Raw genomic sequence first — 14,387 nt, 5'->3', positions numbered from 1 at the left:
CTACGACGTACGTCTCTTTTCGACAACCCAGGCGGCGACCTGTGCGCGCGAGGTGAATCCGAGTTTGGTGAGTATGTGTTCGACGTGTCCTCGAGCGGTGCGCTGCGAGATGACGAGCCGGGTGGCAATTGCCTTGTTGGTCAGGCCCTCGGCGATCAGTTCGGCGACCTGTTGTTCGCGTTTCGTCAGGTGGGCGGATCCCTTGGGATTCGTTGTCGGGGTGTGCTCGCCGAGCGCGTAGGAGACAGCGGAAGCGAGATCCATTGCCCTGCCGTGCTGCCGGCTCGCCTCGAAGACGCGTTCGGTGAGCACCCGACGTGCGACTTGTTCGCACTCTTCGTGATAGACGAGCAGGTTGGGAACGAACACCGAAGGGCTACCGGCAACGCGACCGAGCGCTTCCGCGGCTCCCATCAGTGTGCTTGCACGTTCAGGGTCACTGGTTCCGGCGATCCAGGCGAGTACTTCGACGCAATTTGCGCAACCGACCGGGTCGTCGACGAGTCGAGCGAGCCGCACTCCTTCTTCGAGTAGCCCGGTTGCTCGACGCTGATCACCCAGTCGCCATTGTGCGACGGCCATCGCCCACAGTGCGTAGGACCGATAGACGGATTCACCGTGAGCTTCCGTGATCGCGAGAACTTCCTCGTAGCATTCGATCGCCCGGTGGGGTTCGGTGTCGGCCAGTTGATACGACAATCCGAGCAACGTCAGAGACTCGATCCGCAGTGCCAGATCGTTCTCGGCGTGTCGCAACACCGGCTGTGCCCGCTCCAGACGTGACGCCGCGCGCGTGAGATCGCCGGTGAACAATCCGACGATGCCGTCCGCGTGGTCGACGATCGCGTGCGCTATCGGGTCGGTCATCTGATCGGCGAGGATCCGCGCCTGCTCGACGAGGGCAGCACCTCGCTGATGGTCCTGCTGCTGTTCGGTCATGAGGCAGTCGGCGTACAGCGCCCGGAGATAGGTGACGGTCGGGCGCTCTTGCTGGAGTGAGAGGAATTGGTCGAGCCAGCGCCTCGCCTCGCTGAGCTGGCCTCGCGACCCCCAGAGCTGCATTAACGGTGTGGCAATGTGCAAACCGGCGTCGGCATCGTTGTCGGCGAGGCAGAAATCCATCGCGTCCCGCAGATTGGGTTGCTCACTGCTGAGTCGCGCGATCCACTCGAGCTGCCGGGGACCGATGAACTCGTCCTCGGCGGTGCGAGCCAGCCGGCGGTACCAATCCCGGTGCCGCCGGCGCAGGTGGTGGTAGTCGTCGTTCTGCTGGGCCTTTTCTCGTCCGTAGGCACGGAGGGTCTCGAGCAGCCTGAAGCGGACAGTGACGCCGTGCTCTTCGCGGATCAGGATCGACTTGTCGACGAGGGATGCCACCGAGTCCAATAACGCCTCCGGCGGCATGTTCTCCCCGCAGACGTGTTCTGCGGCATCGAGTTCGAAGCTGCCGGTGAAGACCGAAAGTCGTTCCCACGTCCGTTGTTCGAGCGGGGTGCACAGGTCGTAGCTCCAGTCGACGCACAACCGAAGCGTCTGCTGGCGCGAGGGTGCGCCGCGGCTCCCGCGGGTCAACAGCGCATAGCGGTCGGAAAGCCGTTGCAAGATCTGGTCGGGCGACATCGCACGCAACCGCGCCGCCGCCAGTTCTATCGGCAGAGGCAGACCGTCCAGCCGGCGGCAGATCCGCGCCACAGCGGACTTGTTGGCATCGGTCAACGCGAAGGTCGAGACCGCGGTGGTGGCGCGCTCGGTGAACAGCGACACGGCATCGTAGCGGGGCAGACCCTGGAGCGACGGCTCCCGGTCGGTGTCGGGGACGGTGAGTGGGGGCACGCGCAATGTTGCCTCCCCGGCGATGGCCAGGGGTTCTCGGCTGGTGGCGAGGATGCGCAGATTCGGGTTCTGTTGCAGCAGAACCGTCGCGAGGTCGGCCACCGCGTCGATCACCTGCTCGCAGTTGTCCAAGATCAGCAACAGTTCGCGGGAACGCAGGAAGTCCAGCAGAATCTCGCGTGGCGACCGGTCAGTTTGGTCCCGCACACCGAGGGTCGCGGCCACCACGTCGATCAGGCGGGACGGAGTATCGACCTCGTCGAGCTCGACGAACCATGCGCCGTCGGCGAACTCACGGCGGATGCTCGTTGCAAGGCGAAGTGCGAGACGTGTTTTCCCGACTCCACCGATTCCGGCCAATGTCAGCAGGCGCGACGACGCCAGCAGATTCTTCGCTTCGGTGAGTTCGTGCCTGCGACCGACGAAGCTGGACAATTCCAGGGGGAGGTTCCCCCTCTCGTGGCTGGAAGGATTCGTGTGAATCCGCTCCTGTGGTGCTGGTTCCGTTTCCGGTGCGGGTCGCACGTGGAGCGCCATGTCGTCTGCAGATATCCCGCGGCGACGTCGGATCTCGCGCAGGTTCTCGCCCAATGCCAGGGCCGATGGCTGCCGGTCCTCGGGGCGGCCGGACATCGCCTGCTCGATCACGGTCGCGACATCGTCGGCAATGCCGTGATCCCGTAGATCCGGTGCCGGTTCGCTTGTGATGCGGATGAATTGGGCGACCAACTGTTCGCCGCTGCGGCGCTCGAATGCGGCGTGTCCGGTGAGTGCGCAGAACAGGGTCGCTCCGAGTCCGTAGATATCGGAGGCTGGGCTCGGGGAGGCGCCGCCGAGCACCTCGGGTGCAGTGAACGCGGGTGAACCGGTGACTATGCCGGTGGCAGTCTCGAACCCGCCGGTGATGTGCGCGATTCCGAAGTCCGTGAGCGCCGGTTCACCATAGTCGGTGAGGAGGATGTTCGCGGGCTTGACGTCGCGGTGGACGATGCCCTGGCGGTGGGCGGCCTCCAGTGCGTCAGCCAGCTTTACGCCGAACTGCAGTACGTCGTCCACCCGCAACGGACCGTGCCGTCGGATGCGTTCGTCCAGGGAGCCCTGTGGATGAAAGGGCATCACGATGAACGGTTCGCCGCTTTCGGTGACACCGACCTGGAGGACATTGACGATGTTCGGGTGGCCGGTGAGGCGGCCCATCGCGCGTTGTTCGCGGAAGAACCGTTCCCTGTTCTCCTCCGCGAGACTGTTGGTCAGCACCTTCACCGCGACAGTCCGGTCGAGGGCGGATTGCCTGCACTGATACACGACACCGAACCCGCCACGCCCGATCTCCCGGGCGTCGGCGAATCCGTCCGCTCTCAGCTCCGACGTGACGGATGGGCTCACATCGGAGTGGGTCTCGAACGGATCGATGGGCATCATCCAGGTCGATTCATCCGGTCCACGATACGTACGACGAACTCTGCACGAGGTGCCTCTCGGTGGCGTCTCCCCAGGATATCGCTCGCGCCGACGACTGCGCCCGAGACCGTCTGCCGACGGAGATGAGCGCGGCCTGGCGGACGAACCGACGGGTCGGTAATCACACGGAAGAAGGGCTTCCCATCACACCGGGGAAGCGGCACATTCATCAGATGCGTCCTGCCAGTTGGAAAGGCAACATGGGTTCGGGGATCCGATGGGTGGTGAGCATCTCGGCAAGTCCCTCGGCTGTGGCGGGGGCGAGGGTCACGCCGAGCATGCCGTGGCCGGCGGCGACGTAGAGGCCGGTGTGGTCGGGTACCGGGCCGATGAACGGCAAACTGTCCGGCGTGGCGGGTCGGAGTCCGGCATGGGTGGGATGGAGGTCGGCGGCTGTGTGTGGCGCACGCTCCGACAGGTAGGGGCGTGTCTGTTCGATGAGTGTGCGGATTCGCCGCGTGGGGATGGTGGTCTCGTCAGCGCTGGGCAACTCGAATGCTCCTGCGATCCTTAGTGAATCGTGGTACGGGCTCACGCCGAGTTTCGGTTCCATCAGATAGAGCGAATGGCGCGGGAGAGTTCCGCTCCTGTGCAGGTCCACTGAATAGCCCTTGGCTCCGACGATCGGTAGTCGCGCACCCAACGGGATGAGGAGTGTATTGGTGGCGGCGCCAAGTGCGACGATGACCTGGTCTGCGCGGATTGCGGTGTCGGGTGTGTGGATCGTCCATTTCCGGCTCGTCGGGATGAGGGCCTCCACTGCGGTGTGCTCATGGACCGTGACGCCCATCTCGGTGATTTTCTCGTGTAGACCGTGCAGCAACGATTCGGGGTGGACATGGCGATCGATCGAGGTGTGGGCGGCAGCGTGCACTCCGCCGCCGATGGCGTTATCTCGTTGTCGTGCTTCGTTTCCCGAAAGGTATTCGATTGTGCCGGTGAATCCCATCGGGATCAGTTGGTCGAACAACTGGGTGAACCATTGCAGACCATCGGTGGACTTGGCCAACGCGAGCAGTCCGGCCGAATGCATCTCGAAATCGACTCCATCGTCGTGAAGTTCGTCGAAGAGGTCGAGAGTGTGGGCATTGAGGTGCAGCAACGCTCGGACGCCCTTCTCGTACGTGGCCGGTCGGGCCGCGCGCGCGAACTTCCACAGCCAGCGAATCCAGTCGGTGTCCAGACGCGGCCGGATCGACACGGCGCCGTTCGGGTCGAATGCGTGCTCGAGGCCGAGTCGGAGTATCCCGGGCGATGCCAGTGGAGTCGACAACGATGGTGTGATCCAACCGGCGTTGACCGCTGACGCCGAGTGGCCGATCGCACCGCGCTCGATGACCGTGACATCCTCACCCCGGCGGCGCAGACTCCATGCGGCGTTCAGCCCGATGACACCGCCGCCGATCACTGCGACAGTCATGTGTTTCTCCCTCTGTTCGTTCGCCGGAACCGCGGATGTGCAGTCGGCGGTATACCCGCTTTCAACGGCACGGTTGGGGTCGGCGGGACTAGGTGGTGGCTAACTCGGACACGCTCGGCGAGACGACTTCGGTGATCGGTTGACCGAGCAGGTCGACGACATCTTGCAGTCTCGTTCCGAAGTCGACGGGTGCGGTCCCGACGGGGAATCGCTGAAGAATCTGCTGGTTGAGCTCGGCCAGCCGCGGCGGCACTGCCTGTCCCTTCCGGGCGAGCGTATGAGCGGAGACGAGGGCGAGCAACGCCAGATTGGCGTCGAGTGCGGCGCCGGCGTCGACGGCCTTCCGCCAGGCGAGAAGGTCCGGTGTGCCGGTATCGGTCTGACCGGCTCCGCCCAGCCCGATCAATGAGGTCGTGGCGGCGGCGCGGGCCTCCTCAGCCCACCCGGCCGACGACATGTAGAAGAGGCTGACCTGGGATTCCGGTTCCGTGGCGACCAGTCCCTTGGGATCTTCGACGATCCGGTTGACCTGTGCGGTGACCAGCTGGCAGACGTCCGCCCACGCCCGCGCCAGGGAATCGAGGCTGGGAGCGACGACGGGGTTGTGGTACCCCCCGTTCGACAGGATCGTCCCGAACGGGGGGTGGATTGCGGGACCGACGAAAATCGGATTGTTCGACGACGCCGACAGTGCAATCTCGGCGCATTCTTCCGCCCCGGCCTGTGCCCGCCGCGCCCACCCGATCACTCGCGGCCCGCTGCGGAACGACACAGGCGCTTGGTACGGGAGCTCTCGGGAATGGTCCTCGGTGTCGATGAGACGGCGGATGTTGTGCAGCGCTTCCGCTTGATGCTCGTCCCGCCAGGCGGCGTCCAACTCCGGGGCGTAGTGGGCGAACGGAGCATTGATCGCCGCCGCGGCGAGAGCCATCGCATGCTCCATGACGGTGACCCGGTGACGCCCGGCCAGCGCGGCGTCGCTCAAGGCCGCCGCCGCGACCGGTGAACCGTTGATCAGGGCCATTCCCTCACCGAGTTCGAGGGTGCCGTCGAAGTGCGACCGGAACAGGTGGCCCAGGGGAATGATGTCTCCCGGTTCACCGTTGCCCCGCGCGGGCACGGGTGGAAGGTCGGATTCGGGCATGGCGAGCAGTCTCTGCACGGTGTCCACCCGCAAGCAGGCGGTGCCGTTCAACACATCGGCGAGTCTGGCCAACACGATGGTCCGGACCACGCGTTCGGGAAGGAGTGCGCCAACCGTGGCGGGCGTCGACGGTAGACGTGTCGCGAATTCGGCACGCCCCTCTGCGCCGAGGACGGACTTCGCGCCGACGTGATGTTTGGTGGTGATCCCATACAGGTGCTTGTCGGCGTTCGCCTCGACGAAAGCGAGGAATTCGTCTCGACGAGAACTGATCTCGCCGAGTGTGCGGTCGCTGATCACGCACTTCTCGCCACCCCACGCGACTCGGGCAATCGTGTCGAGGGTGAGATCGGCGCTGCTGTCGATGACGACAGTCATGGGGTTCCTCCGGTGGTGAGTAGGGCCTGATGGTCCGGGCGCCGCCCAGAACGACTAGCGGGGCCGGGCGGCGCCAGATGTGCTTACGGTTGTGATGCGAACGGCGAGTTGTCGTTTCGACTACCCGCCGCCGGCTCCGCGGGGTGTGGGTCTGTCTCACCTGCCGCCTGCGCGAGGGTCAACCCTGCCGTCTCCGGGGCCCAGACGTAGCTGATGAGGAAGCCGACGCCGGCGATTGCTGCCGTGAGCAGGGTGACTCCGTGGGCTCCGAACCGGTCGATCCCGACCGGCAGCAGCAGCGTTCCGATCGCCGCGCCGATACGGCTGAAGGACACGCAGATTCCGGTTGCGGTGGCGCGAATGCTGGTGGGGAAGAGTTCGCTGGGATACACGGTGTCGAGTGCGGACATTGCCGAGGAGACGAGCGCAAACAGGGCGAAGAGGGCGATGACGTAGCCCGCGGGTGCGTCCTGCCAGAGGCCGATTGCCAGTGTCGAGGCGGCGAGGAGCGCGAAGGAGATCAGGGTGTACGGACGCCTCCCGATTTTACTGATCGTGACCATACCGACGACGCCACCGATGAGCAGGAAGAGGTTGACGCTGGTGGTCTGCCAGAATCCCGATTCGATGTGTAGTGAGTCGAGGATGGTCGGCAGGAAGGTGAAGACAGCAAAGTAGGGGACGACCTGGCAGAACCAGAACAGGCAGCAGAACACCAGGCGCCTGCGGTGCTGCTTCGCGAAGACCTCACCAAGGGAACCCTGAGCCGGTTCTTCTTCTTCGGCGAGGTCCGCGAGGGTCGCGGTCGGGGAGACGTGCTTCCGCAGAATGGCGAGGGCTTCATCGGTGCGGCCGTTCTGGGCGAGCCAGCGCGGTGATTCGGGTGTCTTCCGACGCAAGACGAGAAGAACGAGAGCGGGAACGGCGCTCGTAGCCAGAATCCATCGCCAGGCGTTGTCACCGCCGACACCGGCGATGGCGGTCCCGACCACGATGGCAAGAACGTAGCCGACGGTCCACATCGCCGGTCCCATCGCGAGTAGGGTCGCCCGTTGTTTTCGCGGTGCGAACTCGGCGACCAAGGTGGTGGCGATGGTGTAGTCGGCTCCGACGGCGATACCGAGCAACACCCGCAAGGCGAGAAGCATCACGGCGTCGGTGATGGCGATCTGGGCGAGCGAGAGGACTACGAACAGGGCGAGGTCGATGACGAACATGCGCCGGCGACCGATCTTGTCGGTGAACCACCCGAACATGAGGCTGCCCAGGAACACGCCGATCAACGCGGAGGCGCCGATGAGGCCGCTCATCAGAGGACTGATGGGATGAGACTCGGCGAATAAGGGGAGGGCGGGAACGATGGCGCCGAGGATGTACCCGTCGCACAGGTGCCCCCCATTGCCGTACAGGGCCGTTTTCAGGTGAAAGCGCGACAGTTTCGCGTCATCGAGAGCATTTGTGGCCACTGGTTTCTCCTCGGGTGAAGTGCTGTTCGATTCAGCAGTCGTGGCGCTCGAGCACGTGATGCCGATTCGCGGGGCCACCGTGACCGCGCGGTCCGGACGGTGGTCGAGCGCACTGGTGGGTCACCTCATCGGTCATGCACTGTGGGGAGTTCATGGGCCGGTGCGACGCTCTCGGACTGTGACTCCGAACACTAGGGGCCAGTGCCGGGTGCGTCTTCCGTCCCTGTTCGAGGAAAAATCGGTGCCGTTCCTGATTCTGTCGAAAAGGCCAGGTAGCGCGGTATCAATGCCCCTGGCCGACCCGCGCTAACTATTGCGGATGAGCATCGCCAGACGGAGTGCGGACTGCAGTCCGTATCTGCGTTCACCTTGTTGCCACTCCGGCCCGAGGAACTCCCTGGCGCGGTCGAGTCGGTAATAGAGGGTGGTCCGGTGGATCGCTAAGCGAGCGGCGGCGCGGCGGGTGTCACCCCCGCAGTCGAAGTAGGCATCGAGGCTCTCTCGGATCAATGTGTTCCCCGCCTCGAGGAGACGAGAGGCGCCCGGAAACAGAATGTCGAGTGTGTTCGTCGTCCAGGGCAGGCCGTAGAAAACGATGTCGGCGCCGAGTTCATCCCAACCCAACTGATCGACCGTTCTGGTGTGTGCGACGGTGGCCGCATATGAGGATTGCTCCCCGGACTGCCGCAGTTCGGGAAGGGAAGACGCCGCTGATCCGGTGCCCGTGCCGTACAGCATCCAGCCGCGCCGTTGGGCAGCCTTCTGCAGTGCGTGACGGAAGGGGCGCTGCCGGGCGTGAGGGACGTCGGTGTTCATGATCAGGTGGACGCCGTCGTCGTCGTGTCCGAGTAGGGAGTGGCCGGTGGGGCGGGCGTAGACCACTTCCTGCACGGCGCCCCGCACCGTCGAGTGAGCGAGGGGCTCGGCGGAGTCGTCCGAGCGGCGCAGACGGGTGGTGACCACGGTCAATGGTGTTGTGAAATCGAGAAGCGGCTGATCTCGGAGGAGATCGGATGATGGCTCGACACCGAGAGGGTGCCTCAGCAGGGCACTTACCAGCTCGGTCTCCTGGTCGAGTGCTGTGGCCGTCGACTGTGACTGCCGGTGCAGCAATTCCGCGATATCAGCGCCGGCTTCCATCGCCGTGGCGATATCGGACTCATTCAGCGGTGGACTGTCGATCAACCAGAGATACCCGTGCAATTCGCCCTGGGCCCGCAGCGGAATGCAGACTCGTGGCAGGGTCTTCAGCTCGGGGTGCGGGGGATAGCGCACGGGCCCGGACGCATGTGCGATATCGAGCGAGAAGGCGTACTCGAATACCTCCGGGGATGAATGCCGCTGCAGGATCGATCGCACCCGGACATCGTCGAGGTCACCGTACTGCTCTGAGAGGGCGAGCGGACGCAGACCGCAGTCGTCGATCTCGATCGACCGACTCAATCGATCCGCGAGACTGTCCGCGTGCTGCTGAATGTCGTTCATTCAATACCTGTCGGGCGTGGACAAATCGGGATGCGCACCAGCCGGTGCAGCGTCACTGAAGGCGTTCATCTTACGGGTATTGCGACGACGTCCGTCAGTGCGCCGCCGAAGCTGCCGATCGGGGTTGAAGTCGCGTCGCCACCACGATCGGTTCGGGAGAATTCGTATGTGGCCTTTCATTGGTCTTCGTAGTTGTAGCTCGCGTCAGACTGTTGTCGATCAGGGCCGAGGTGGGCCGAGCCGCGTATTCCGGTAAAGGTGGCTGGTACATCCTGCCGGACCTGTACGCGTAGTCCGACGGTGAGGCTGTTCGAACGACCTTTTCGAGGGGAGCGGTTGAATGCTGCCCTACCTCCAAGCGCGGGCGCAGTCCGACCTCCGTATCGTTGTCGCGGCTGCCCAACCGGACCTCGTTCCGCATGGTTCCCACTTGACTCTCATGGGCTGCGGCTTCCGGACGCTGTACGACGCATCTCTCGCCACCCTCCCCGGCGTCCAGCGCCTCAGCTCAACCCTCGTCATGAAGAGCGTGGCCGACAACCGCCCCCTGCCTCTGTGCCGCATCGAAGGCCGTTGTGCGCACCTCGGCAGCTTCGTGCGCTTCGACTCGCTGCCAGCACAACTGCCTGATCAGCTGATGGGTTTCTCGTGTGAGGCCGAGTTGGCGGTAGTCGAAGTAGTCGAGCACGTGTCCCAGCCGAAGGTAATACTGCCGTGGAGTCAGTCCGAAGTGGACCAGTATTTCCCCGGCTGCAGCCCCGCCGAACGGCTGCCATTTCGCAGCGAATGCGACGAGTTCCGATGATTCGCGATCGCGGTCGCTTCCGCGAGAAATTCTCGGTGCGGCTGGTTTCGTCATCAGGCGAATCTCCCTAGTGCACGAGGGCTGACAGGTGCGGCGTCCGTGCCATGCTGCGCAATTGGCGGGCGGTGACCGACAGTGTGGCCAAGTCGAACGTGTTGCTCTCGAATACGCTCTGCAGAGTGGCCCTCGCTCTTTCGAGCCGGGCCGAATTGCCGGCCTCCCACTCGGCGATGCTGTCCTGCGGGTCCTGACCGGGCTCGCTGCTTGCGAGAACGTCGAGGCACAGTGCACGCATCGACGAGTACAGGTCGTCGCGTAATGCCTGTCGTGCGAGTGCGTGCCAACGGTCACCACGGTCGAGGGCGGTGACGGACGTGAGGAGTCGTCCCGCCTCGAGGTGTGCGTTCAGCGCCCAATACACCGCACCGACTTCCGTCGAATCCCTCTCGGACACTTCCGCGATCTCCACGATGTCGAGAAGCGCGAACACGTCGAGCGAGCGGAACACTCTGTGCGCGAGATCCTGTGGCGCACCGGCCTCGATGGCCGGAGCGGCCCTGCGACAGACATTGTCGACATCGATGCCCTGCAACCAGGAGGGCAGTATCGGAGTCAGTCGGCGAACGGCCGCGGCGAACCGCGTGATCTCGGCTCCGATGGCCAGTGGCTGGGGTCGATTCGCCAAGAACCATCTCGAACCCCGGCCGAGCAACCGCCGCGACTCGGCCTTCAGAAGGTCGGACGCCGCGGTCGGCATCTCCGTCCGGCGAATCTCGCCCCATACCGAACGCAGATCGAAGACATCCGCGGTGATCGTGAACGCACGCACGGCATCTTCAGTCGAGGCGGCGCAGTCTTCGTGGAGTCGGTGGACGTACGAGAGCCCGCCGTCGTCGACGACTTCGTTGATCACCATCGTCGTGACGATCTCGCGAGCGAGCGGGTGTGCGGTGCCGGGCGCGATCCTGTCGCGGACCTGCGCGGGAAAGTACTGGGGGAGCCTGTTCGACAGCTCACTGGTATCGGGGAGATGCCCTGCAAGCAGGTCCTCTTTCAGCGCGAGCTTGACGTGGGCGAGAAGTGTGGACAGCTCCGGCGAAACCAACCCTTGGCCGGTCGCGGCGCGTGCGCCCAGGTCCTCCTCGCTCGGAAGAGCCTCATGGGCTCGAACGAGACCGCGGTGGCGTTCGAGCGCGGTGATCTGTCGACGATGCACGGACAGCGACCTCGCCGCGGCGGCGCGAGTGGTGCCCAGCAGTTCGTTCTGCGAGGTGTTGTCGGCGAGGACCAATGCCGCGACGTCGTCGGTCATCGACGCCAGCAACGGGTTCCGCTGTTCCGCGTCGAGGGTGCCGGCGCTCACGGCGGTGTCGAGGAGAATCTTGATGTTCACCTCGTGGTCGGAGCAATCGACTCCCGCCGAATTGTCCAGCGCGTCAGAATTGATCCTCCCGCCGGCGAGGGCATACTCCGTCCGTCCCAGTGCGGTCACGCCGAGATTTCCGCCTTCGCCGATCACGCGGGCTCGCACGGTGCGGGCGTCGACGCGGACACCGTCGTTGGCCTTGTCGCCGACGTCGGCATGGGACTCGTCGCTCGCCTTGACGTACGTCCCGATGCCACCGTTCCAGAGAAGATCGACTGGTGTCCGCAGAATCGCGGCGATCAGGTCGGTGGGGGACAGCCATCTGGTCGATTCCGGCAGTGCGAGTGCGACTCTCACACGGGGATCGATAGGTATCGACTTCTCGGTGCGGGACCAGATATCACCGCCCTCACTGAGGACGGACCGGTCGTAGTCTTCCCAGGACGAGGTGGGCAGATCGAACAGTCGGGCGCGTTCGGCGTACGACCTCGAGGGGTCAGGGTCCGGGTCGACGAAGATGTGCCGGTGGTCGAATGCCGCCACGAGTCGGAGAGCGGGAGAGAGGAGCATCCCGTTTCCGAACACGTCGCCGCTCATGTCGCCGATCCCGACCGCGGTGAATGCGTCGGTTCGGGTGTCGACACCGAGTTCGCGGAAGTGTCGCTCGACGCTCTTCCATGCTCCCTTGGCGGTGATACCCATGCGCTTGTGGTCGTAGCCGGCCGATCCGCCGGATGCGAAGGCATCGCCCAGCCAGAAACCGTACTGTGCGGCAACGTCGTTGGCGATGTCCGAGAACGCCGCGGTTCCCTTGTCGGCGGCAACGACGAGATACGTGTCGTCGCCGTCGCGCCGCACCACTCCGTCCGGCGTGAGGACGTTTCCGGTCTCCCGGTCGACGTTGTCGGTCAGGTCGAGCAATCCCGCGATGAACTCCCGGTAGCACGTGATTCCTTCACCGAGCCTGGCCGTGCGATCGGCGTCCGCGTCGCCGGTACCGACGGGCGGCTGCTTCACCACGAAACCACCTTTCGCGCCGACGGGCACGATAACCGCGTTCTTGACTGCCTGTGCCTTGACCAGCCCGAGGATTTCGGTGCGGAAGTCCTCGAGTCTGTCGGACCATCGCAATCCTCCGCGCGCGATGGCGCCGAACCGCAGATGAACTCCTTCGACCCACGGCGAGTACACGAAGATCTCGAACCGCGGACGCGGGGAGGGCAGTTCGGGGATAGACCGGGGTTCGAGTTTGAACGCGAGGGCCCGGCGGGTCGATTGGTGTGCGGTACCGGAGAAGTAATTGGTTCTGAGGGTGGCCCGTATCAGTAGCAGGAAGGAGCGGAGGATCCGGTCGGAGTCGATCTCCGGGATCGCATCGATGGTGACGTTCAGCTGTTGTGCCATCGCGTCGGAGGCTTCTTCGTTCGCAACATCGGGGTCGAACTGCATCGTGAAGAGGGCGACGATCCGGCGGACGATGTCGGTGTGACGGCTCAGGACTCGGGCGATGTAATCCTGTGAGTAGGGGAACGCGGCCTGGCGCAGGTACCTGGAGTATGCCCGCAGCATCGCGGCCTGACGCCAATCGAGCCCGGCCCGAAGAACGAGCGCGTTGAATCCGTCGATCTCGGCAGATCCGTCCCACATCGCGGCGAAGGCGGCGGAGAACCGGGACGTGAGGTCCGCATCATCTCCCGCTCCGGCACGTGTGGCGTCGCCGTCGAAGGTGATACCGAAATCGTAGATCCAGCACTGCGTTCCGTCGCTGCGACGAACCGGGTACGGGTGCTCGTCGACGACCTCGACAGCGAGGGAGTGCAACAGCGGAAGTACCCGGCTCAGGGTGACCGGTTGCCCCGCCACGTAGAGGGTGCACCGCCACGGCGACTGCGTGCTTCCTGAGATGCGGTAGAGCGAGAGGGAGGAGGAGTTCGGCGGAAGGGATTCGAGTGTGGCCGTGTCTACCGCGGCCCGCTCGACGCCGTGCTCCTTCTTGTACGCCTCCGGCAAGGCTTCCGTGTACCGCTGCGCGCTGCCCGAGGTTGCGGCGTCCGGATGCCGGCCGAGGACCTCTCGGAACGTGTCGTCCCAGGTCTTGATCGTCGCACGCAGTCCGGCTTCGATAGCACCACTCACAGTGGAGGACGTCCGGGGTGCCCGATCCGGCTGGGAAGTGGACCGTACGTCGAAGCGGAGAACAGCCAGCACCGATCCCGCAACGGTCAGCTCACCTATCCCTGCCCGCCCGCCGAGGTGTCGTTCGACGATCTCGGTGGCCACTGCCCCCAGTCGGTGGTCCAGCCGGCGCAGGGGTACCAGAACAAGACAGGTGGTGCTGTGTGGCAGTGGGGCGGGCACGGTCAGCACTCGGACGTCGATCGCCGCAGCATCCCGGGCCGCGGTCACCGCCCACTCGAAGACCTCGTCGGCGGCGGGGAGCAGTAGATCGGCGACGGGGAGGGCGTCGACGATCCGAAGTGCGATGTCGTACGCGGGCGCGCGTCGTTCGACTCCCGCGCTTTCGAGAGCCGAGACCGCCCTGCCTCGGATGTGGTCGAAACGCAAGGGCTGCGCACCGTCCGCTATCAGGGTGAGGTCGGCGGCGAGATCACGGACGAGGCGCTCGGTCGCGCGTACGCGCCGGTCGTCGGTTGTCTCGGCGAGTTCGAGGGTCAGCCGCATTTCTGCGATGGTGTCACCCTCACCGAGGGGCGCCCCGGGAGCGGCGCCCAGGAGAGTCCCGTCATCGGCCCGGCGCACGCCGACCGAGGACCACTCGATGTCGAGCACCACCGACCCCGCCTGCACGGCGCACGCAGCCACGAGTGCCGGCACGTCCGGATGATCGTCGGCGACCACCCGGAGGACCGTCCTTCCCGCAGCCGACGCCGCGGCGTGCGTGAGAACCGTACGGGCCGGCCGCACGTGTGCGAAGGCGAGGCCGAGAGAGATCACGTCGGTAGGGACGGTGGAGGAGAGATCGGAAGGTGTTGTGGCCGTCACGGCAAATCACGCTCCAGGGACCGAGG

Annotated in this window: 6 protein-coding genes and 1 pseudogene; 1 reads left to right on the top strand and 6 read right to left on the bottom strand. The window is 65.0% G+C overall.

What is annotated here, in order from left to right; genetic code table 11:
• The 5 genes and pseudogenes from RJ1_RS07885 to RJ1_RS07865 form a co-directional block, all read right to left on the bottom strand.
• Nucleotides 1-3,255, bottom strand: coding sequence for a protein kinase domain-containing protein (locus tag RJ1_RS07885; protein ID WP_073359398.1), 3,255 nt, complete (start codon nucleotides 3,253-3,255; stop codon nucleotides 1-3).
• A gap of 208 nt (nucleotides 3,256-3,463) precedes the next feature.
• Nucleotides 3,464-4,744, bottom strand: a pseudogene (locus tag RJ1_RS07880) (NAD(P)/FAD-dependent oxidoreductase); the annotation flags it as partial.
• Nucleotides 4,745-4,802: 58 nt separating this feature from the next.
• Nucleotides 4,803-6,236 (bottom strand): aromatic amino acid lyase, encoded by a 1,434-nt coding sequence (locus RJ1_RS07875; RefSeq protein ID WP_073359396.1) that lies wholly within the window; start codon nucleotides 6,234-6,236, stop codon nucleotides 4,803-4,805.
• Between the two features lie 83 nt (nucleotides 6,237-6,319).
• Nucleotides 6,320-7,702 carry an MFS transporter gene (locus RJ1_RS07870; RefSeq protein ID WP_143048937.1) on the bottom strand — a complete coding sequence of 461 codons (1,383 nt, stop codon included), beginning with the start codon at nucleotides 7,700-7,702 and terminating at the stop codon, nucleotides 6,320-6,322.
• A gap of 306 nt (nucleotides 7,703-8,008) precedes the next feature.
• Nucleotides 8,009-9,187 (bottom strand): PucR family transcriptional regulator, encoded by a 1,179-nt coding sequence (locus tag RJ1_RS07865; RefSeq protein ID WP_073359395.1) that lies wholly within the window; start codon nucleotides 9,185-9,187, stop codon nucleotides 8,009-8,011.
• Nucleotides 9,188-9,527: 340 nt separating this feature from the next.
• Here RJ1_RS07865 and RJ1_RS47540 point away from each other — a divergent pair, with 340 nt between their 5' ends.
• Nucleotides 9,528-9,992, top strand: coding sequence for a hypothetical protein (locus tag RJ1_RS47540; protein ID WP_240319924.1), 465 nt, complete (start codon nucleotides 9,528-9,530; stop codon nucleotides 9,990-9,992).
• Nucleotides 9,993-10,059: 67 nt separating this feature from the next.
• Here the strand turns inward: RJ1_RS47540 and RJ1_RS07855 are convergent, their stop codons facing one another.
• The gene (locus RJ1_RS07855) at nucleotides 10,060-14,361 is read right to left on the bottom strand and encodes an NAD-glutamate dehydrogenase (protein WP_240319925.1); all 4,302 of its coding nucleotides are present in this window, start codon (nucleotides 14,359-14,361) and stop codon (nucleotides 10,060-10,062) included.
• Nucleotides 14,362-14,387 lie beyond the last annotated feature (26 nt).

Source organism: Rhodococcus jostii NBRC 16295 (assembly GCF_001894825.1).
In the GTDB taxonomy this organism is placed as follows: domain Bacteria; phylum Actinomycetota; class Actinomycetes; order Mycobacteriales; family Mycobacteriaceae; genus Rhodococcus_F; species Rhodococcus_F jostii.
Note: the sequence above shows the minus strand (reverse complement) of the source record. Positions and strands in the feature narration are given on the sequence as shown.